Source organism: Pseudomonas sp. GW821-FHT02A11, assembly GCF_059421985.1.
On sequence record NZ_JBWKWB010000006.1, the window covers coordinates 98,685 to 118,768 of the forward strand.

Here is a 20,084-nt window from a genome sequence, read left to right on the forward strand (position 1 = left end):
AAGGAGAGCGTCGGCGACGGCTAGCAGGGGGCAACGGAGAAGCCGTTGCGGGGCCGAATGTACCACTTGATTTTCTAAGCGTCTAGTGCAACGCCAGAAAAAAGCCCCGCGATTTGCGGGGCTTTAGTGTCATCAGATGTTGGCGTCCAGGAACGCTTGCAGCTGGGACTTGGACAGTGCGCCGACCTTGGTCGCCGCCACTTCGCCGTCCTTGAACAGCATTAGGGTCGGAATGCCACGAACGCCGTGCTTGGCCGGCGTTTCCTGGTTTTCGTCAATGTTCAGCTTGGCGATGGTCAGCTTGCCTTCGTAGGTACCGGCGATATCGTCCAGAACCGGGGCAATCATTTTGCACGGGCCACACCATTCAGCCCAGTAATCTACCAGCACAGGGCCTTGTGCCTTCAGGACATCGGCTTCGAAGCTCGCGTCGCTGACGTGTTTGATAAGGTCGCTACTCATGAGATTTCTCCGAGGTCATAGGCAAAAAAACGTGGGTCATCATAACTGTGTCGGCGCGTGACAGGAAGGCGAAGGCGATTGTCTCTTGCTATGAGTTTGCATGACTAGCTTTATCGAAGTGACTGGCCCTCGCCCAAGGGCGCTTTAGGTTTCCGGTCGGGCACCTACCCTGTGGGAGCGAATTCATTCGCGATTGACCACCGCATCCGACGCATCTGTGTGGGTTGTGCCACCGTATCGCGAATGAATTCGCTTCCACAGGCTATGCGGTGGACGTCCAGACATACGCCATATTTGGAACCGAAATCAGGCCGAGGGCGCGACGAAGACGATCCCCGTGCGCAGCGCAGCGCCTCTTATATGTTCCTGCATGGCCTTCTGCGCCGGCCCCGAAGCGTTGCGCGCCAGTGCGCGGAGGATCTTGCGGTGTTCTTGCCAGGTTTCCATCGCCCTGCCCGCCCGGATGAACGGCAGCTTCTGGCTCTCCAGAAAGATGTCGGCGCTGGCAGTGATGATGCCGAGAATCGCCTGATTGCCGCTGGCCACCAGAATGCGCCGGTGAAAGTCGAAGTCCAGTTTGGCGGCGCTGTCGAAGTCCCCCGCTTTCAGCTCGAGGCGCATGGCTTCGACGTTGTCTTCCAGCACATCACGCTCATCGGCAGTCAGGGTCACCGCCGCAAGCCCCGCCGCGAAACCTTCGAGCGCATAGCGCAGCTGGAACGTCTCGGAAGGCGACGCATGGGCTGCGTAAGGCCAGGAAAAGCCGCTCGTGCGCTGTTGTGGTTCAACAATCGCCTGAACGAACACGCCCTTTCCCGGCTGCACGCTGACCACGCCCAGAGCGCTCAACGACGACAACGCTTCACGCAACGAAGCCCGACTGACGCCCAGTCGAACTGCCAGATCACGCTGCGAAGGCAGGCTGTCGCCAGGGCCATAGCCCTGTTCGGCGATCAATTTGCGGATCGCCTGGAAGGCCGCTTCGGGTACTGCAATCGGGCTTGAGTGCATGAGGTTTCGGACGCAATCACGGTGGAAAACCCTTCTTTTATAGGCATCCCGACAATTGGGCAAGTGACGCCCAAGCAAGGGGCGGTGCGGCTTTCAGGCGCGCCAAAGCGGGGCGCATCAACCGTCAACTGTTCAGACCAGTTAGACCGGTTTCGCCCTCCAGCCCGCATTCCGTGGTTGCGAACCAAGGGATGGCATGGGCTGTGCACTGGCACCTGACCATTACACACGCATCGCCACACATTGATTCGGAGACGTCACATGACCCAGCGTTACAGCGCTCTGCTTGCTGCCCTGTTTGCCAGCCTGATGCTCGGCCTGGCCCCCGCCCACGCCAACGGGCTGGACGATGTGACCGCTCGCGGCACCCTGAAAGTCGCCGTACCGCAAGACTTCCCGCCCTTCGGCTCGGTCGGCCCGGACATGAAGCCCCGCGGCCTGGACATCGACACCGCGCAGCTGATCGCAGACAAACTCAAGGTCAAGCTGGAACTGACCCCGGTCAACAGCACCAACCGCATTCCGTTCCTGACCACCGGCAAGGTCGATCTGGTGATTTCCAGCCTGGGCAAAAACCCGGATCGCGAGAAAGTCATCGACTTCTCCCGCGCCTACGCGCCCTTCTACCTCGCCGTGTTTGGCCCACCTGACGCTGCCATCAACAGCGTGGACGACCTCAAGGGCAAGACCATCAGTGTGACCCGTGGCGCCATCGAAGACATCGAGCTGACCGCCGTTGCGCCGAAAGAAGCCACCATCAAGCGCTTCGAGGACAACAACTCCACGATCGCTGCCTATCTCGCCAATCAGACCGACCTGATCGCCAGCGGCAACGTGGTGATGGTCGCGATCAGCGAGAAGAACCCCAAACGCATCCCGGCGCTGAAAGTGAAGCTCAAGGATTCGCCGGTCTATGTGGGCGTGAACAAAGGCCAGCCTGAGCTGCTGGCCAAGGTCAATGAAATCCTCGAAGCAGCCAAGCAAGACGGCGCGCTGGAAAAGAACGCGCAGACCTGGCTCAAGCAGCCGCTGCCTGCCGATCTCTGATCGCGGCTTTTCGTACAGCATTCGATCCGGGGCTTTTAGATGGCTTATCAGTTCGACTTCATACCGGTCCTGCAAAACGCTGACCTGCTGCTGCGCGGTGCTCTGTTCACCCTTGAGCTGACCGCCATCGGCACGTTGCTCGGGGTCAGCGTCGGCATCGTCGGTGCGATCGTCAGGGCCTGGAAGATTCAGCCGTTCTCGGCCCTGTTCGGGGTTTACGTCGAGCTGATACGCAACACGCCCTTTCTGGTGCAGTTGTTCTTCATCTTCTTCGGCCTGCCGTCGCTGGGGCTGCAGATCTCCGAGTGGCAGGCCGCGGTGCTGGCGATGGTGGTGAACCTGGGGGCCTACTCGACGGAGATCATCCGCGCCGGTATCCAGGCCATCCCGCGCGGGCAACTGGAAGCCTCGGCGGCGCTGGCAATGACGCGCCTGGAGACCTTCCGCCACGTGGTGCTGATCCCGGCACTGGGCAAGGTGTGGCCGGCCCTGAGCAGCCAGATCATCATCGTGATGCTCGGCTCGGCGGTGTGTTCGCAGATCGCCACCGAAGAGTTGAGCTTTGCCGCCAACTTCATTCAGTCACGCAATTTCCGCGCCTTCGAGACGTACATCATTACCACGCTGATCTACCTGTTCATGGCGCTGCTGATTCGTCAGCTGCTGGCCTGGATCGGCAGTCGCTACATCGCGAGGAGCCGCTGATGGATTTCACCCTCTGGGACATCGTGCGTAACCTGCTCACCGGGCTGCAGTGGACATTGGCGCTGTCGCTGGTGGCGTTCATCGGCGGCGGCGTGATCGGCTTGCTGGTGATGACCCTGCGCATCTCTGAAAAAGCCTTCTGCCGCCGTCTGGCACGGTGTTACATCGAACTGTTTCAAGGCACGCCGCTGTTGATGCAGCTGTTTCTGGTGTTCTTCGGCGTGGCGTTGCTGGGCGTGGATATCTCGCCGTGGCTCGCAGCCGCACTGGCCCTGACGCTGTTCACCAGCGCCTACCTGGCCGAAATCTGGCGGGGCTGCGTGGAGTCGATCTCCAACGGTCAGTGGGAAGCTTCGGCGAGCCTTGCGCTGACGCCCTTCGAGCAACTGCGCTACGTGATCCTGCCCCAGGCCCTGCGTATTGCCGTGGCGCCGACCGTGGGCTTTTCGGTGCAGGTGGTCAAAGGCACGGCGGTGACCTCGATCATCGGCTTCACCGAACTGACCAAGACCGGCGGCATGCTTGCCAACGCCACGTTCCAGCCTTTCATGGTCTACGGCTTCGTCGCCCTGGGCTACTTCCTGCTTTGCTACCCGCTGTCGCTCAGCGCGCGCTACCTGGAAAGGAGACTTCATGCCTCTGCTTAGAATTTCCGCCCTGCACAAATACTACGGTGACCACCACGTGCTCAAAGGCATCGACCTGAGCGTCGAGGAAGGTCAGGTCGTGGCGATCATCGGCCGCAGCGGTTCGGGCAAGAGCACGTTGCTGCGCACCCTCAACGGCCTGGAGTCAATCAACGACGGCGTGATCGAAGTCGATGGCGAATACCTGGACGCCGCACGGGCCGACCTGCGCAGCCTGCGGCAGAAAGTCGGCATGGTGTTTCAGCAGTTCAACCTGTTCCCGCACCTGACCGTCGGCGAGAACGTCATGCTCGCGCCGCAGGTGGTGAAGAAAACCTCCAAGGCTGAAGCGACCAAACTGGCCAAGGAAATGCTCAACCGCGTGGGCCTGGGCGAGAAGTTCGACGCCTTTCCGGATCGATTGTCGGGCGGGCAGCAACAGCGCGTGGCGATTGCACGCGCCTTGGCGATGTCGCCGAAAGTGCTGCTGTGCGACGAAATCACCTCGGCGCTGGATCCGGAATTGGTCAACGAAGTGCTCAGCGTTGTGCGCGAGCTGGCCAAAGACGGCATGACCCTGATCATGGTGACCCATGAAATGCGCTTCGCCCGGGAGGTCGGCGACAAGCTGGTGTTCATGCATCAGGGCAAGGTGCACGAGGTGGGCGACCCGCGCGAACTGATGGTCAACCCGAAAACCCCGGAGCTGGCGAATTTCATTGGGTCGGTGGAGCACGCCTGAATATGCCGCTTGTGATAGACCTGTAAATGCGGACCTGTAGGAGTGAGCTTGCTCGCGATTCGGCGGATCAGACAAAGCTGTAGTGGCTGATCTACCGCTATCGCGAGCAAGCTCACTCCTACAGGGGTTTGCGGTAGATTCGGTCACCCCCAATACGCCAGAACCAACCTCAAGCACCCCAACACCACCCAGCCCGTAGGAGCGGGCTTGCCCTCGAAGGCGCCCTGTCATGAAACGGAAACCTCACTGACACACCGCAATCGCAGGCAAGCGCGCGCCTACAGCGATTTGCGCTGATTGATGCCAACTCGTTTGGCGACGATGGCGGTTCGTGGCACGATGTCTAGGTTTTCGACCGAGACCTTTGACCATGCCGCCATCCACTGAAAAAAACCTCTCGCTGATCGCCGCGATCGACCTGGGTTCCAACAGCTTCCACATGGTTGTTGCCAAAGCGAATCAGGGTGAAATCCGCATCCTTGAGCGGCTCGGTGAGAAAGTGCAGCTGGCCGCCGGGATCGACGACGAGCGCAAGCTCAACGAAGAATCCATGCAGCGCGGGCTCGACTGCCTCAAGCGTTTCGCCCAGCTGATCAACGGTATGCCGCCCGGCGCCGTGCGCATCGTGGGCACCAACGCTCTGCGCGAAGCGCGCAACCGTAACGAATTCATTCATCGCGCCGAAGAAATCCTCGGTCATCCGGTGGAAGTCATCTCCGGCCGCGAAGAGGCGCGTCTGATCTACCTCGGCGTTTCCCACACACTGGCCGACACACCGGGCAAACGTTTGGTGGCGGACATCGGCGGCGGCAGTACCGAGTTCATTATCGGTCAGCGTTTCGAACCTTTGCTGCGCGAAAGCCTGCAAATGGGCTGCGTGAGCTTTACCCAGCGCTACTTCAAGGACGGCAAGATCACCCCGGCCCGTTACGCCCAGGCGTACACCGCAGCGCGCCTGGAGATCATGAGCATCGAGCACGCCCTGCACCGCCTGACCTGGGATGAAGCCATCGGCTCCTCGGGGACCATTCGCGCCATAGGCCTGGCGTTGAAGGCTGGCGGTCATGGCAATGGCGAGGTCAACGCTGAAGGCTTGGCGTGGCTCAAGCGCAAGCTGATGAAGCTGGGTGATGTCGACAAGATCGATTTCGACGGCATCAAACCCGACCGTCGGGCGATATTCCCGGCGGGCCTGGCGATTCTCGAAGCGATCTTCGACGCCCTCGACCTGCAGCGCATGGATCACTGCGAAGGCGCGCTGCGTGAAGGCGTGCTGTATGACCTGCTGGGCCGTCATCACCACGAAGACGTGCGTGAGCGCACCCTCAGCTCGCTGATGGACCGCTACCACGTCGATCTGCAACAGGCCGCCCGCGTCGAACGCAAGGCGCTGTCAGCGCTGGAGCAAGTCGCCAAGGCGTGGGAGCTGGAAGATAATCTGTACCGCGACCTGCTGAGCTGGGCCGCCAAGGTGCATGAAGTCGGCCTGGACATCGCCCACTACCACTACCACAAGCATGGCGCCTACCTGATCGAGCACTCGGATTTGTCCGGCTTCTCGCGGGAAGACCAACAGATGCTTGCCCTTCTGGTGCGCGGCCATCGACGCAACATCCCCAAGGACAAGTTTGCCGAATTCGGCGATGAAGGCGTGAAGCTGATTCGTCTGTGCGTGCTGCTGCGTTTCGCGATCCTGTTCCACCACATTCGTGGCACCCAGGAGATGCCGCAACCGGTGCTGACCGCCCATGATAACCAGCTCGATATCCTGTTCCCGGATGGCTGGCTGGAAAACAACCAGCTGACTCAGGCCGACTTCGCGCTGGAAGCGGAGTGGCTGACCCGAGTCGGCATCGTCCTCAGCGTACGCTGAGGACGGGGTTGCTGAGCTTCTCCAGAAGCGCCGCCTGCACGTTGCGGGGGTTCTGGTTGCCGGTCGGCGTGCTGCGGATGTAGCGCCCGTCCGGCTGCAACAGCCAGGCGTGGGTGTTGTCGGTCAGGTACCCCTCCAACTCCTTCTTGACGCGCAGAATCAGCTTCTTGCCCTCGACCGGGAAGCAGGTCTCGACGCGCTTGTCGAGGTTGCGCTCCATCCAGTCGGCGCTGGACAGGTACATCTGCTCGTCGCCGCCGTTGAGGAAGTAGAACACGCGGGTGTGTTCCAGGAAGCGGCCCACGATCGAGCGCACCTGGATGTTGTGCGACACGCCCGGAACGCCCGGACGCAGGCAGCACATGCCGCGCACGACCAGATCAATCTTCACGCCCATCTGGCTGGCTTTATACAGCGCGCGAATGATCTTCGGATCGGTCAGCGAGTTGAACTTGGCGATGATGTGCGCAGGCTTGCCCTCGGTCGCGAACTGCGTCTCGCGGGCGATCATGTCGAGCATGCCTTTCTTGAGCGTGAACGGCGCGTGCAGCAGCTTCTTCATGCGCAACGTCTTGCCCATGCCGATCAGCTGGCTGAACAGTTTGCCGACGTCTTCGCACAGCGCGTCGTCGGAGGTCAGCAGGCTGTAGTCGGTGTACAACCGAGCGTTGCCGGCGTGGTAGTTACCGGTGCCCAGATGCGCGTAACGCACAATCTCGCCCGCTTCGCGACGCAGGATGAGCATCATCTTGGCGTGGGTCTTGAAACCGACCACACCGTAAATCACCACCGCACCCGCCGCTTGCAGGCGGCTGGCCAGTTGCAGGTTGGACTCTTCGTCGAACCGCGCACGCAACTCGATGACCGCTGTCACCTCCTTGCCGTTGCGCGCGGCATCCACCAGCGCGTCGACGATTTCCGAGTTGGCGCCGCTGCGGTACAGCGTCTGGCGTACGGCCAGCACATGAGGGTCTTTGGCTGCCTGACGCAGCAAATCCACCACCGGGGTGAAGGACTCGAACGGGTGCAGCAGCAGAATGTCCTGCTTGCTGATGACGTTGAAGATGTTTTCGCTGTTCTGCAGAAGCTTTGGAATCGCCGGGGTAAACGGCAGGTATTGCAGCTCCGGGTGGCTGTCGAGCCCTGTGATGCTGAACAGACGCGTCAGGTTCACCGGGCCATTGACCTGATACAGCTCGGTCTCGCTCAGGTTGAACTGCTTGAGCAGGTAGTCGGACAGGTGCTTGGGACAGGTATCGGCCACTTCCAGACGCACGGCATCGCCATAGCGACGAGAGAACAGCTCGCCACGCAGGGCGCGGGCCAGGTCTTCGACGTCTTCGGAATCCAGCGCAAGGTCGGCGTTACGGGTCAGGCGGAACTGGTAGCAGCCCTTGACCTTCATGCCCTGGAACAGGTCATCGGCATGCGCGTGAATCATCGACGACAGGAACACGTAGTTGTCGCCCGGGCCGCCGACGTCTTCCGGCACCTTGATGATGCGCGGCAATAGGCGCGGGGCCGGGATGATCGCCAGACCCGAGTCGCGACCAAAGGCGTCGATGCCTTCCAGCTCGACGATGAAGTTCAGCGACTTGTTGACCAGCAGCGGGAACGGGTGCGTCGGGTCCAGGCCGATGGGGGTGATGATCGGCGCGATTTCGTCACGAAAATAGCGACGGACCCAGGTTTTCAGCTTGGTGGTCCAGTAACGACGACGAATGAAGCGCACCTGATGCTTTTCAAGCTCGGGCAGCAGGATGTCGTTGAGGATGGCGTACTGGCGGTCGACGTGGCCATGCACCAGCTCGCTGATGCGCGCCAGCGCCTGATGAGGCTGCAGGCCGTCGGCACCGGCTTGTTCACGGGCGAAGGTGATCTGCTTTTTGAGCCCTGCAACGCGGATTTCGAAGAATTCGTCCAGGTTACTTGAGAAAATCAGCAGGAACTTGAGGCGTTCGAGCAATGGGTAGGACTCGTCGAGTGCCTGCTCCAGAACGCGGATGTTGAACTGCAGCTGCGACAGTTCGCGATGAATATAAAGGCTGCTGTCATCCAGGTTGGGGATCACGACGGCGGGTGTGGCGGGCGGGTGCGGCTCCAGGGCGGGAACGACTTCAATGGTCGGCTCGACGACGGAATTGACTTCCTGAGACACGACCTGGGGTTCGATTTCAACGGCGGCTTCGGATGTTCCTTCGGTACTCATGAATAATCCTGTAAGGCAATTGCCCTTGTAACAAGTGGGCCGTGCGAACGGCTGAAGAGATCGACCTGCCGGTCCCGCCACGACACAAAGGGGGACGAACAGCAGCGCAGACCGGTCACACCGGACTCCTGCGGGCAAACGTGACAGTTATAAGCCAGCATTATGACTCTTGCATGACAGTTGTATGTGCAACCTGCCGTGCAGGACGCAAACCTGCTTTGTAGACGAGAATTCTGTCTGGACTGTAGGAAACTTTAACGTAGTGACACATTTCGACACTTTCCTGAATGTGTCCGGCACGTTAGGCTGCGCGTTCATTTCGCCAGCACTCATATGATGCTCCAGCATTTTTTACAAGAATTTGGCTACTTTGCCCTTTTCCTCGGCACCTTTTTCGAAGGTGAGACCATTCTGGTTCTCGCTGGATTTCTGGCGTTTCGTGGGTACATGGACATCAATCTGGTCGTAGTGGTTGCCTTCTTCGGCAGCTACGCAGGCGACCAGCTCTGGTATTTCATGGGGCGCAAGCATGGCCGCAAGCTTCTAGCACGCAAACCGCGCTGGCAAATGCTCGGTGATCGCGCGCTGGAACACATTCGCAAGCACCCGGACATCTGGGTGCTGAGCTTCCGCTTTGTCTACGGTCTGCGCACGGTCATGCCGGTGGCGATCGGCCTTTCCGGGTATCCGCCAGGCCGTTATCTGCTGCTCAACGGCATCGGCGCTGCGATCTGGGCGGCGGCACTGGGTGCGGCGGCGTACAAGTTCGGCGCCGTGCTCGAAGGCCTGCTGGGGAACGTCAAGAAGTACGAGCTCTGGGTGCTCGGCCTGCTGCTGGTGATCGGCGCCCTGCTGTGGATCAGACGTCGCATCAAGAACGCCCGCATCGCCCGGGAAGCCAAATTGGCGGTCCCGGCCACCGTCGAGGTCAAGGACCGGCCAGACGAGTGAAACGCCCCGAGCGCAATACGCCACGATTGCGCTCACCAGGGTATACGTCAGCAACACCGCCCACCCCAATCCGCTGCCCGACCAAAGTCCCACCACCGAGGCCAGCGCCATCAACGGCAGATTCCGCCAGTTGCCGAACAGGCGGTTCCAAACAATGAACACCCCGCCGTAGTTGCGATCCATGTAGACATGAACGGATCGACCAAGAGAGGGAACACACGCATGAGCAAGAAAGTGGCCGTCATTCTTTCCGGTTGCGGCGTCCAGGACGGCGCGGAAATTCACGAGAGCGTGCTCACCCTGCTGCGTCTGGACCAACGCGGCGCCGAGGTGAAATGCTTCGCCCCGAACATCGCCCAACACCACGTCATCAACCACCTGACGGGCGAAGAAATGCCCGAAACCCGTAACGTGCTGGTGGAGTCGGCGCGCATCGCCCGGGGCGCCATCGAGGACATTCGCGAGGCAGACATCAGCGAATTCGACGCCCTGATCATTCCCGGCGGGTTTGGTGCCGCGAAGAACCTGTCGAACTTCGCCCTCGAAGGCTCCGCCTGCAAGGTTCAAGCAGAGGTATTGGCCATGGCCGAAGCCTTTGCAGAAGCGGGCAAGCCCATTGGCCTGATCTGCGTGTCACCTGCGCTGGCGGCCAAGATCTACGGCCCTGGCGTGACCTGCACCATCGGCAACTGCGCCGAAACCGCCGCCCAGATCACCAGAATGGGTGGCCAGCACCAGGATTGCGATGTCACGGACATCGTCGAAGACAAAGACCGCAAACTGGTCAGCACCCCGGCGTACATGGTCGCCAAGTCCATCGGCGAAGCGGCGTCGGGGATCAACAAGCTGGTGGATCGGGTATTGGAGCTTGTGCAGGAGAGCGAAGAGATCTCGGCCTGATACGCCTCTGGCTTGAACGATGCGGGGTTCATCTGTGGGAGCGAATTCATTCGCGAAAGCGGGTCAGGCGGTTGAGATGTGTCGGCCGCACTGGCCAATCGCGAATAGATTCTCTCCCGCAGTCTTCAACCGCGTACATCCTGCTCGCGCGCCAACCGGGTCAAAATCCGGTCCAGGGAATTGGCGAACGCCTGTTTTTCGCGGTCGCCGTAAGCGCCCTGCCCGCCACCGGCCTGCCCTTGCTCGCGCAGGTCGGTAAACAGATTGCGCACTGCCAGTCGCTCGCCCATGTTCTGGGCGTCGAACTCCTTGCCACGGGGGTCCAGCGCAGCCACGCCCTTCTTCACCAAACGGTCGGCGAGCGGCACGTCGCTGCAGATCACCAGCTCCCCCGGCACCGCATGCTCGACCAGATAATCGTCGGCCGCATCAGGCCCGCTGGGCACCACGATCAGTTTGACGATAGCGAAGGCAGGCCGAGGAACAGCCTGCCCGGCCACCAGCACAACTTCGAACTGCCGCTTGAGGGCAAACTTGACCACCTGATCCCGTGCGGCCTTGGGGCAGGCATCGGCATCGATCCATACACGCATCCGGGAAACTCCAATCTGATTGTTGAACATGCGATCTGTAGCAGCACGGCTTGCCGGCGGTGGCGATTGTAAGGGCGCTACCGCCGGCAAGCCGTGCTGCTACAGGGGTCATTACGCCATTTCGGCTCGGCGCTTTTCCGATAGTCGGCTGCGGCCATACAACACCGCGATCGCGATCAATGCAATTGCCTGGGCGCCCAATGAATAGGCGTCGGCGTGAATGCCTAGCCAGTCGAACTCGAAGAACGGCACAGGCCGCGTACCGAAGATGCCTGCCTCTTGCAGCGCCTTGACGCCATGCCCCGCGAACACCACCGACAACGCGCACAGCAGCGCAGCATTGATGCCAAAGAACATCGCCAACGGCAGCTTCGCCGAGCCGCGCAGAATCACCCACGCCAGGCCCACCAACAGCACCAGCGCCGTTGCGCCACCCGCCAGCACGGCATTGTGCCCGGCGGGGCCTGCCTGCAGCCAGAGGGTTTCGTAGAACAGAATCACCTCGAACAGCTCGCGGTAGACCGAGAAAAACGCCAGCACTGCAAAACCGAAACGCCCACCGCCGCCCACCAGGCTGCTCTTGATGTAGTCCTGCCATGCCGCCGCGTGGCGACGGTCATGCATCCAGACCCCCAGCCACAGCACCATGACACTGGCGAACAGGGCCGTTGCGCCCTCCAGCAGTTCACGTTGCGAGCCGCTGACGTCGATCACGTAGGCCGCCAACGCCCAGGTCCCCAGACCTGCCAACAGCGCCAGGCCCCAACCCACGTTGACGCTGCGCACCGCCGACTGTTGGCCAGTGTTGCGCAGGAAGGCCAGAATCGCCGCCAGCACCAGAATCGCTTCCAACCCCTCACGCAGCAGAATCAAGAGCCCCGAGATGAAGCTCAGCGACGTGCTCAGGCCATCGCTGCCGAGCAAGTCCGCCGACTCCTTGAGCTTGACCTTCGCGGCCGCCAGCTTGTGCGCAGCTTCGGCAGCGGGCAGGCCATCCTGCAGCGACTGCCGATAAGCCATCAGGGCCTTTTCGGTGTCCTTGCGCACCGTGGCGTCGACGTTATCCAGCGAGCTTTCGACCAGCTCAAAACCTTCCAGATAAGCCGCTACCGACAAATCATAGGCCTGTTCACGATCCCCGCCCTGATACGCCGCAAGGCTTTTGTCCAGCGTCTGGCTGGTGTAGTCGAGCAACTGCGCCGGGCCACGCTGGACCTGCGGCGGCTGGGCGCGCTGGGCGCGGAAGGTCGCGGCGGCTTGCGGGCCTTCGGCAGCGAGAATCTCAGCGGGCGTCTGACGCGCATGGTCAGCGAGATTGAAGGTCTTGACCGGCTGCGCCTGGGTGTCTGCGCTGAAACTGGCGATATAGGTGGCCACATCCCAGCGCTGGCGGTCGTCCAGCTGGTCGGCGAACGACGGCATGTCGGTGCCTTCAATGCCCAGGCCCAGCGTGCTGTAAACGTCATACAGGCTCAGACGATCAAAGCGCTCGACGTCACGCATATTGGCAGGCGCCGGGGACATGCCGATTGCAGCGGGGCCATCGCCCGCCCCCGCGTCGCCATGACAAACCGAGCAATATTGCGCGTACAACGGTGCGCCCCGTGCCGCATCAGGCGTGATGACCGGCGCCTGGCTGACTTCATACGCCACCGCCAGCCTGGCCCCCAGCAGCCGCGCCTGACGTGCGACCTGTGCGCCGTCTGCCTTTTGCTCAACGGCCGTGAGCAGCGCCTTTGCTCCTTGCTCAAGCTCGGCACGATCAGGCCGTGGGGGCAAGCCTGCGATCAAACTCTGGACGGCGCCAAGAAACTCGATCTGCTCGTGGTATTCGCCCTCGTCGACGACGTTGCCGCCTGCCACGGTCGCCGGGTAATCGGCACTGACGTAGTTGAACAGGTGCAGCGCTTGCGCGGCGCCATCGACGGAGTCGGCTCGGGCTGCCACGCTGAGCAGGACCAGCGATGTCAGACCCAGGCAGGCCAGAAAGCGGGACGGGGAAAACATGAGTGGATCTCAAATAGAAATGCGAAGGGTTGCTATTGTTCATGTTGGGCGTCGCGCACTCAAGCATCGCGGCTCAATGGCGTCCACATTCGTCCGATTCGCTCAACATTGCGTTTGTCAGTCGATGTGCCGGAGAGACTGCGTCACCCGCAAGTTTGTCCATCGGACGTTTCTGAAAGTGTCGTGCGACATCAAAAAGCCATTGTTTTAACCGCTCCGCTCCTTATAATCCCCGCCGCCACTACGTGGCAGACAGCCATCACTTTTGGCTACTTCATGAGGCGCCTCTCGCCTCCCTCAAACGGATTTGCATGGCCGGATGCTCAGACGCCCGGCCGGCCTTGTTCAAGGACTGATCTCGATGTCACCTCGCGCCCTGGGTACGCTCGCGCTGATCGCTACTGCCCAACTGACCGGCTGTGCCGCCTTTCGCAGCTACGACACCGAACTTGCGCAAACCAACCAGCAGCTCACCAGCGGCAATGTCGACGGTGCCCTGACCCTCCTCGAAAAGAACAACACAGGCGACGACAAAGACCTGCTCTATTACTTCGAGAAGGGCGAACTGCTGCGCTCCAAGGGCGATCTGACCGGCAGCCAGGCCGCGTGGGGCCACGCCGACCAGACCGTCATTGCCTGGGAAGACTCGGTCAAGCTCGACAGCGGCAAGTACCTGGCCCAATTCGGCAGTTACCTGGTCAACGACAAGGTGCGTCGCTACGAGGGCTATGACTACGAGAAAGTCATGCTGACCACGCAGATGGCCCTGAATCTCTTGGCCCGGAACGACTTCGAAGGCGCGCGCACCGAGATCAAGAAAACCCACGAACGCGAAGCCGTGATCGCCGAACTGCGCGACAAGGCGTACCTCAAGAGCGAGGACGAGGCCAAGACCAAGGGCGTGAGCACCCAGTACAAGGACCTCAAGGGTTATCCGGTGGAATCCCTCGACGCGCCGGAAGTGGTGAGCCTGAAAAATAGCTACCAGAGTGCGTTCAGCCACTACCTCGCAGGTTTCGTCTACGAAGCGCTGGGCGAGAAAGACCTGGCCGCGCCGGGCTATCGACAGGCCGCTGAACTGCGCCCGAACACGCCTCTGCTGGATCAGGCGCTGCTCAATCTCGACGCCGCCGGCAGCAAAAACAGCCAGACCGAAGGCAGCGATGTGCTGCTCGTGGTGCAGACCGGCTTCGCCCCGGCGCGTGATTCGATCCGCATCCCGCTGCCCCTGCCGATCAACAACAATCTGGTGATCACCCCGCTGTCCTTCCCGGTCATCAAGGCCGACACCTCCACCGCGTTCTTCAATCAGGTGGGCGTCGATGGTCAGCCGGTCAACCTCACTGCGCTCAACAGCACCACCGCCATGTCACGCCGCGCCCTGCGTGACGACATGCCCGGCATCATCCTGCGCACCAGCGTGCGCGCCATCAGCCGTGGCGTGATGCAGAAGAATCTCAACGATACCAACCCGCTGGCGGGCCTGGCCGTGGGCATCGCTTCGGCGGTTACCGAAGGCGCCGACACCCGCACCTGGCGCACCCTGCCGGACAACACGCTGGTGGCGCGCATTCGCCTGAAACAGGGCGAGCATCAAGTGGTACTGCCCTCTTCGCTGGGCGGTACCCAGGTGCAGCTGAAGATCGATCGCCCGTATCAAGTGGTTACCCTGCGCGCCATCGGCAATCAGGTCTACACCGCGGGCCTCGCCGCCCAAGTGATGCCGTCCAGCCTGCCCCAGGCCGTGGCCGTCAACAAACCCTGAACGGAGACACTTCATGCGTACCATTTTCGCGCTGATGGCACTGGTGCTGCTCGCCGGTTGCGCCACCCCGCCACCACCTGCCCCAGGCAGCGCCGCCAGCAAGGTGGTGTCGCTGGGTGACCTGAAAAACATCGAGATCGGACCGATGCGCGTTGCCCGCGAGAACGGCTTCATGACGGTCAACGTCTCGCTGAACAACACCAGCCGTTACAACAAGACGATGTACTACCGCTTTGCCTGGCTGGGTAACGACGGCTTCCCCGTCGCCGAGCCCGAAACCTGGAAAAGCCTGACGCTGTATGGCTCGCAGAGCAGCTTCCTGCCCGCCATCGCCCCGGTGCCGAAGGCCACTGACTTCCGCCTCGAAGTCAAAACCCCTTAATCGCCCTTTCGCTCAGCTCAAAGAGACCCAGACATGCACCTGATCCGCCTCTCTCTGCTCGCCGCCGTCGCCCTGCTGGCCACCGGTTGCGCCAACAACTCGCCCACACTGGGCAGCAAGAACATCAGCTACGGCGACACCAAGGCTGTCGAGACCGTGACCAACGAGTTCGGCTCAACGGACCTTCAGATGATCGCCGAAAGCATGACCCGCTCCCTGGCGCAGTCCGGCACCCTGCAGGGCCGCCCGGTGGTGCAGGTCTACGACGTGAAGAACAAGACCAGCGAGTACATCGACACCCGCGAAATCACCACGTCGATCAAGACCCAACTGATGAAGTCCGGCACCGCTCGCTTCGCCAGCGACAACACCGACATGCAGAGCCAGGTCGATCAGCTGAAGCTGCAGAATCAGAGCGGCCTGTACAAGAAGTCCACCGTGAGCAAGACCGGCAATATGGTCGCGGCCAAATATCGTCTTGAAGGCTCGATCAGCTCGATCGTCAAGCGCAGCAGCGACTACAAGGACGTCTTCTATAAATTCAGCCTGCAACTGATCGATGTGGAAAGCGGCATCGCTGAGTGGATGGACGAGAAAGAAATCCGCAAGACCACGGAGCGCTAAGCAATGCGTGCATGGATCGGCATTCTTGGCCTGGTATGCGCGATAGGCGCCCAGGCCGCGCCCAAAGTCGCGGTCACCGACATGGCGTTCGAGCAGCAGGTGGAGCAGTACATCCACACGGTGTCGGCGCAGACCAACCTTCAGGTCAATCGCTACAGTGCCAGCGGCTCATCGAGCTACAACGAGTACGAGGCACGCAACACCTACATCGAGCAGGGCGAACTGCGTAAATTCAGCGGCGACATCAAGGGCGAGATTCTCAAGTCCGGGATGTTTCAGCTGGTGCAGGGCACGCCCTACACCGCCAGCGCGAAGGAGGACGTGTACGACGTCATCAAGCGCATCAAGAACGGCAACTTCAAAGGCGCTGACTACGTGCTGTTCGGTACGGTGTCGGACATCGATTTCCGTCAGGACATCAACGAAATCGCCAACACCAACAGCCATTCGGCGGTGCTGGGCCTGACGCTGGTAGGCGACTTCAGCCTGATCAACACCCGCACCTTCGAGATCACCTCGGCGTTCACGGCGATGGGCGAAGGTCAGGACACCAAGCTGGTCAACGGCAACGACGTGCGCGTCAACGCCAACCGAGGCCGGGTGGTGAGGGATGTGTCGAAGTCGATCGGGGTGGACGTCGCGCGTCAGTTGCGTGAGCAACTGCGTGGCGAAATCGAGTACTCACAGGAGCAGCCTGCGCCACGCAACAACCTGCCACGTGATGAGGCGCCGAAGATTTTGCGTTGAGCTTCAAGGCCTCCGCAAATCAACTGTGGGAGCGAATTCATTCGCGATGCGGCGGTACATCCAATCGATCTCCTTCGGATGTTCCGGCCTCTCGCGAATGAATTCGCTCCCACAGGTCCTTCATGATCCAACGTTACGCGCGATGCAACGTCGCCAGAAATGCCGCCGCACTGACGAACAACCCGGCAAACGTGCGGTTCATCCGACGCTGCTGCTTAGGCGTCTTCAACGCACGCAACACCTTGGACGCCAGCCCCGTATACCCCGCCATCACGATCAGATCGACGCTGACCATCGTCACGCCAATCATCAGGTACTGCGGCAACAGTGGCAGGTGTGTATCGATGAACTGCGGCAGGATCGCCAGCATGAACACCAGCGCCTTGGGGTTGCTGATGTTCACCAGAAAACCGCGAAAAACCAGCGCCAGCGGCTTGCCGATCGGGCGGATAGCCGCATCTGCGGACAGATCGCTGGGCAAGGCGCGCCATTGCTTGATGCCCAGGTACACCAGATACGCGACACCAAACCATTTGATCAGGGTGAAGGCCATGACCGAGGTCGCCAGCACGGCGCCAAGGCCGGCAGCGATGATTGCGATCTGCACAATGAGCGCCAGTTGCAGACCCAGAGCGTTCCAGTAACCACGCCAGAACCCGTATTGCAAACCACTGGACATCGATGCGATCGCACCGGCGCCCGGAGAAAGACTGATGACCCAGCAGGCAGCGAAAAACGCCAGCCACGTTTCGAGCGACATGACACACCTCAGGCAGAACCGAACTGCCGTCTAACCTAGTGTCTGCGCGAGGCAAAGACCAATTATTTCTAACTGTTACGCCAGATTCACGAATAGCTGTTTTGCAGGCACTTGGCAGTGCTACTTCGACGCCGATGTGTCGCCGGTTCGCTTTTCGCCCGAGATGATCGCCATGCCGTCGTTGCCGCGCCAACGGCGGATCGACTTCTGGAAAAACTGGCTGTTGGGCACCTGCACCAGCGTGCCACCCAGTTCGGCGGGCTCAACCAGGGTGGTGAACATCAAGTTGATGGCCGTGACGCGGCCCTTGATGCCGGGCTTGTCAGTGGTGTCCACCAGTTCAACCACATCGCCGATGCGAAACGGCCCCATGGTGAAGATGAACACCGCGCACAACAGGTTCGACAGCACGCTCCACATGGCGAAGAACGCCACCGCCGCAACGGCCACGAAGCCCGAAAGCGCAGCCCACAGCACTGAGGCTGACACGCCGAGACGTCCCAGCACCGCCACGAAGGCCGTGCCCATGATCAGCCAGCGCAGGCCACCGCGGACCATCACCAACAGCTCCGGCGGCAACAGTGGATACCGCTCGGCCATGCGCGTGAGAAAGCGCGCCACGAAGCGTTGCAGCGTGTAGCCGATGAGCAGGATCAACAGAATCTGCAAGCCAATCAGGATCGGCTCGATCCAGTACGCCGGAACCGGCAGCGCCAACGCTTCCATCAGGACAACGCTTCCAGCTCGGCCTGCATCGACTCCAGGAGTTCCAACGCTGCCATCCAGGCCTCTTCCAGCTCCGCTTCACGGACCTTGAGTTTGGCTTGATCGGCCAGCAAGTCGCGCAGCGTATCCTTGGTGGCTGCCTCGTAGACCGCGCTGTCGCCCAGGGCGACTTCGATCTTCGCCAGCTTCTCGTGGACGGTGCCGAGTTCTTTTTCCAGCTTGTCGGCTTCGCGCTTGTGCGGGGCCAGTTGCTGACGCAGCGCAGCAGCCTGTTGGCGCTGGGCTTTTTTGTCGGTCTTGTCCGGGTTGACCGGCGTGTTGCTGACCGGCGCGTTGCGCTGACGGTAATCCGCCAGCCAGCGGGTGTAGTCGTCTAGGTCGCCGTCGAATTCCTCGACCGCGCCATCGGCGACCAGCAGGAAGTTGTCGGTAGTGCTCTTGAGCAAGTGACGATCGTGAGAAACCACCAGCACCGCGCCACTGAATTCCTGCAACGCCATGGTCAGGGCCAGGCGCATTTCCAGATCCAGGTGGTTGGTCGGTTCGTCGAGCAACAGCAGGTTGGGCTTGTCCCAGGCAATCAGGGCCAGAGCAAGACGAGCCTTTTCGCCACCGGAGAAATTCAGCACCGGCTCTTCCAGCCGCGCACCACGGAAATCGAAACCGCCGAGGAAGTCGCGCAGGGTCTGCTCACGCTCAGTCGGTGCCAGGCGCTGCAGGTGCAACAACGGGCTGGCCTTGGCGTCGAGAGAATCCAGCTGATGCTGGGCGAAATAGCCAACAACGGTGTTCTCGCCGCGTAGCAAACGACCGCTCAAAGGTTCAAGTTCGCCCGCGAGGTTCTTGATCAGCGTGGACTTGCCAGCGCCGTTCGGGCCCAGCAGACCGATGCGTGCACCTGGCGTCAGTTGCAGCTTGACCTTCTGCAGAATGGCCTTGTCGCCATAACCCAGGCGCGCGTCAGACAGATCCAGCAGCGGGCTGGAGATCTTGTCGGACTCGCGAAACACAAAGTTGAACGGCGAATCGACGTGGGCCGCCGACAGCTCTTCCATCCGCTCCAGCGCCTTGATTCGGCTCTGCGCCTGACGGGCCTTGGTGGCTTGGGCCTTGAAGCGGGCGATGTACTTTTCCATGTGCGCGCGCTGGGCCTGCTGCTTCTCGTAGGCTTGTTGCTGCTGGGCCAGACGTTCGGCACGGGCGCGCTCGAAGGCGCTGTAACCGCCGCGATAGAGGGTGATCTTTTTCTGTTCGACGTGCGCTACGTGATCGACCACTGCGTCGAGAAAATCCCTGTCGTGGGAAATCAGCAGCAGCGTGCCCGGATAACCCTTGAGCCAGTCTTCGAGCCAGAGAATGGCGTCGAGGTCCAAGTGGTTGGTCGGTTCGTCGAGCAGCAGCAGGTCCGAGGGACACATCAAAGCCTGCGCCAGGTTCAGACGCATCCGCCAGCCGCCGGAGAAACTTCCGACTTGACGTTCCATCTGCTCATTGGTGAAGCCCAGACCGGCCAGCAGCTTGCGGGCCCGCGCATCGGCGGTGTAGCCATCGGCGCTGTCCAGCTCGGCGTGCAGACGCGCCTGCGCCGCGCCATCGTGGGCCGCCTCAGCGGCCGCCAGATCCGCCTGCACCTGACGCAGACGCAGGTCGCCGTCCAACACGTAGTCCACCGCCAGGCGTTCGAGGGTGTCGACCTCCTGACGCATATGGGCAATGCGCCAATCGGCGGGCAGCAGGCAGTCGCCGTTGTCGGGGGCCAGTTCACCCCGCAGCAAGGCGAAAAGACTGGATTTACCGGCGCCGTTGGCACCGATCAGGCCGGCTTTCTGACCGGCGTGAAGCGTCAGCTCGGCGTCTTCTAGCAGACGTTGCGGACCACGCTGTAAGGTAAGGCTTTGAAGTCTGATCATAATGGCGGCGGAGTCTACCAGCTTCGTCCAAAACAGGTAGATGA

The 20,084-nt window shown here is 61.2% G+C and carries 19 protein-coding genes; 11 read left to right on the forward strand and 8 right to left on the reverse strand.

The features are described from left to right. Positions 1 to 132: 132 nt before the first annotated feature. Together trxA and AC07V9_RS11775 are read right to left on the reverse strand one after the other, a co-directional pair. Positions 133 to 462 carry a thioredoxin TrxA gene (gene trxA / locus AC07V9_RS11770; protein WP_166594126.1) on the reverse strand — a complete coding sequence of 110 codons (330 nt, stop codon included), beginning with the start codon at positions 460 to 462 and terminating at the stop codon, positions 133 to 135. Between the two features lie 306 nt (positions 463 to 768). Then, a complete protein-coding gene (locus tag AC07V9_RS11775) occupies positions 769 to 1,473 on the reverse strand; it encodes a FadR/GntR family transcriptional regulator (RefSeq protein ID WP_495015887.1) in 705 nt (234 codons plus the stop codon). 261 nt (positions 1,474 to 1,734) lie between these two features. Between AC07V9_RS11775 and AC07V9_RS11780 the strand changes: the two genes are divergently transcribed. The 5 genes from AC07V9_RS11780 to ppx all read left to right on the forward strand — a co-directional run bounded on the left by AC07V9_RS11780 (position 1,735) and on the right by ppx (position 6,466). Next, positions 1,735 to 2,520 carry a transporter substrate-binding domain-containing protein gene (locus tag AC07V9_RS11780; RefSeq protein WP_495015888.1) on the forward strand — a complete coding sequence of 262 codons (786 nt, stop codon included), beginning with the start codon at positions 1,735 to 1,737 and terminating at the stop codon, positions 2,518 to 2,520. 39 nt (positions 2,521 to 2,559) lie between these two features. Further along, on the forward strand, positions 2,560 to 3,225 hold the full coding sequence (locus AC07V9_RS11785; RefSeq protein ID WP_495015889.1) for an amino acid ABC transporter permease: 666 nt from the start codon (positions 2,560 to 2,562) through the stop codon (positions 3,223 to 3,225). Next, a complete protein-coding gene (locus tag AC07V9_RS11790; protein WP_495016034.1) occupies positions 3,222 to 3,872 on the forward strand; it encodes an amino acid ABC transporter permease in 651 nt (216 codons plus the stop codon). The genes AC07V9_RS11785 and AC07V9_RS11790 overlap by 4 nt, the downstream gene beginning before the upstream one ends. Then, complete coding sequence (locus AC07V9_RS11795) at positions 3,859 to 4,593, forward strand: amino acid ABC transporter ATP-binding protein (protein ID WP_495015890.1); 735 nt, start codon at positions 3,859 to 3,861, stop codon at positions 4,591 to 4,593. Before AC07V9_RS11790 ends, AC07V9_RS11795 begins: the two co-directional genes overlap by 14 nt. A gap of 370 nt (positions 4,594 to 4,963) precedes the next feature. Beyond that, entirely contained in the window at positions 4,964 to 6,466 is a 1,503-nt protein-coding gene (gene ppx / locus AC07V9_RS11800; RefSeq protein WP_495015891.1) for an exopolyphosphatase, read from the forward strand. On the opposite strand, the gene ppk1 is transcribed toward ppx, so the two are convergent. After that, entirely contained in the window at positions 6,453 to 8,675 is a 2,223-nt protein-coding gene (ppk1, locus tag AC07V9_RS11805) for a polyphosphate kinase 1 (protein ID WP_495015892.1), read from the reverse strand. The genes ppx and ppk1 overlap by 14 nt on opposite strands. 333 nt (positions 8,676 to 9,008) lie before the next feature. Between ppk1 and AC07V9_RS11810 the strand changes: the two genes are divergently transcribed. Together AC07V9_RS11810 and elbB are read left to right on the forward strand one after the other, a co-directional pair. Beyond that, positions 9,009 to 9,626 (forward strand): DedA family protein, encoded by a 618-nt coding sequence (locus AC07V9_RS11810; RefSeq protein WP_495015893.1) that lies wholly within the window; start codon positions 9,009 to 9,011, stop codon positions 9,624 to 9,626. 222 nt (positions 9,627 to 9,848) lie between these two features. Then, complete coding sequence (gene elbB, locus AC07V9_RS11815; RefSeq protein ID WP_495015894.1) at positions 9,849 to 10,526, forward strand: isoprenoid biosynthesis glyoxalase ElbB; 678 nt, start codon at positions 9,849 to 9,851, stop codon at positions 10,524 to 10,526. 125 nt (positions 10,527 to 10,651) lie between these two features. On the opposite strand, the gene AC07V9_RS11820 is transcribed toward elbB, so the two are convergent. Next, positions 10,652 to 11,119: a YaiI/YqxD family protein gene (locus AC07V9_RS11820; protein ID WP_495015895.1), complete on the reverse strand. Its 468-nt coding sequence runs from the start codon at positions 11,117 to 11,119 to the stop codon at positions 10,652 to 10,654. 111 nt (positions 11,120 to 11,230) lie between these two features. Further along, positions 11,231 to 13,126 carry an FTR1 family protein gene (locus AC07V9_RS11825; RefSeq protein ID WP_495015896.1) on the reverse strand — a complete coding sequence of 632 codons (1,896 nt, stop codon included), beginning with the start codon at positions 13,124 to 13,126 and terminating at the stop codon, positions 11,231 to 11,233. A gap of 361 nt (positions 13,127 to 13,487) precedes the next feature. Here AC07V9_RS11825 and AC07V9_RS11830 point away from each other — a divergent pair, with 361 nt between their 5' ends. The 4 genes from AC07V9_RS11830 to AC07V9_RS11845 are packed head-to-tail and all read left to right on the forward strand — an operon-like array spanning position 13,488 to position 16,644. Next, positions 13,488 to 14,891: a COG3014 family protein gene (locus AC07V9_RS11830; protein WP_495015897.1), complete on the forward strand. Its 1,404-nt coding sequence runs from the start codon at positions 13,488 to 13,490 to the stop codon at positions 14,889 to 14,891. A gap of 13 nt (positions 14,892 to 14,904) precedes the next feature. Then, positions 14,905 to 15,273: a YcfL family putative periplasmic lipoprotein gene (locus tag AC07V9_RS11835; protein WP_495015898.1), complete on the forward strand. Its 369-nt coding sequence runs from the start codon at positions 14,905 to 14,907 to the stop codon at positions 15,271 to 15,273. A gap of 33 nt (positions 15,274 to 15,306) precedes the next feature. Further along, positions 15,307 to 15,897 (forward strand): penicillin-binding protein activator LpoB, encoded by a 591-nt coding sequence (lpoB, locus tag AC07V9_RS11840; protein WP_495015899.1) that lies wholly within the window; start codon positions 15,307 to 15,309, stop codon positions 15,895 to 15,897. A gap of 3 nt (positions 15,898 to 15,900) precedes the next feature. After that, positions 15,901 to 16,644 carry a penicillin-binding protein activator LpoB gene (locus AC07V9_RS11845; RefSeq protein ID WP_495015900.1) on the forward strand — a complete coding sequence of 248 codons (744 nt, stop codon included), beginning with the start codon at positions 15,901 to 15,903 and terminating at the stop codon, positions 16,642 to 16,644. Positions 16,645 to 16,777: 133 nt separating this feature from the next. On the opposite strand, the gene AC07V9_RS11850 is transcribed toward AC07V9_RS11845, so the two are convergent. From AC07V9_RS11850 to AC07V9_RS11860, 3 genes are all read right to left on the reverse strand, one after another. Next, the gene (locus AC07V9_RS11850; protein ID WP_495015901.1) at positions 16,778 to 17,404 is read right to left on the reverse strand and encodes a LysE family transporter; all 627 of its coding nucleotides are present in this window, start codon (positions 17,402 to 17,404) and stop codon (positions 16,778 to 16,780) included. Positions 17,405 to 17,524: 120 nt separating this feature from the next. Then, positions 17,525 to 18,130 (reverse strand): mechanosensitive ion channel domain-containing protein, encoded by a 606-nt coding sequence (locus AC07V9_RS11855; protein ID WP_495015902.1) that lies wholly within the window; start codon positions 18,128 to 18,130, stop codon positions 17,525 to 17,527. Further along, entirely contained in the window at positions 18,130 to 20,040 is a 1,911-nt protein-coding gene (locus tag AC07V9_RS11860) for an ATP-binding cassette domain-containing protein (protein ID WP_495015903.1), read from the reverse strand. Before AC07V9_RS11860 ends, AC07V9_RS11855 begins: the two co-directional genes overlap by 1 nt. Between the last annotated feature and the right edge of the window lie 44 nt (positions 20,041 to 20,084).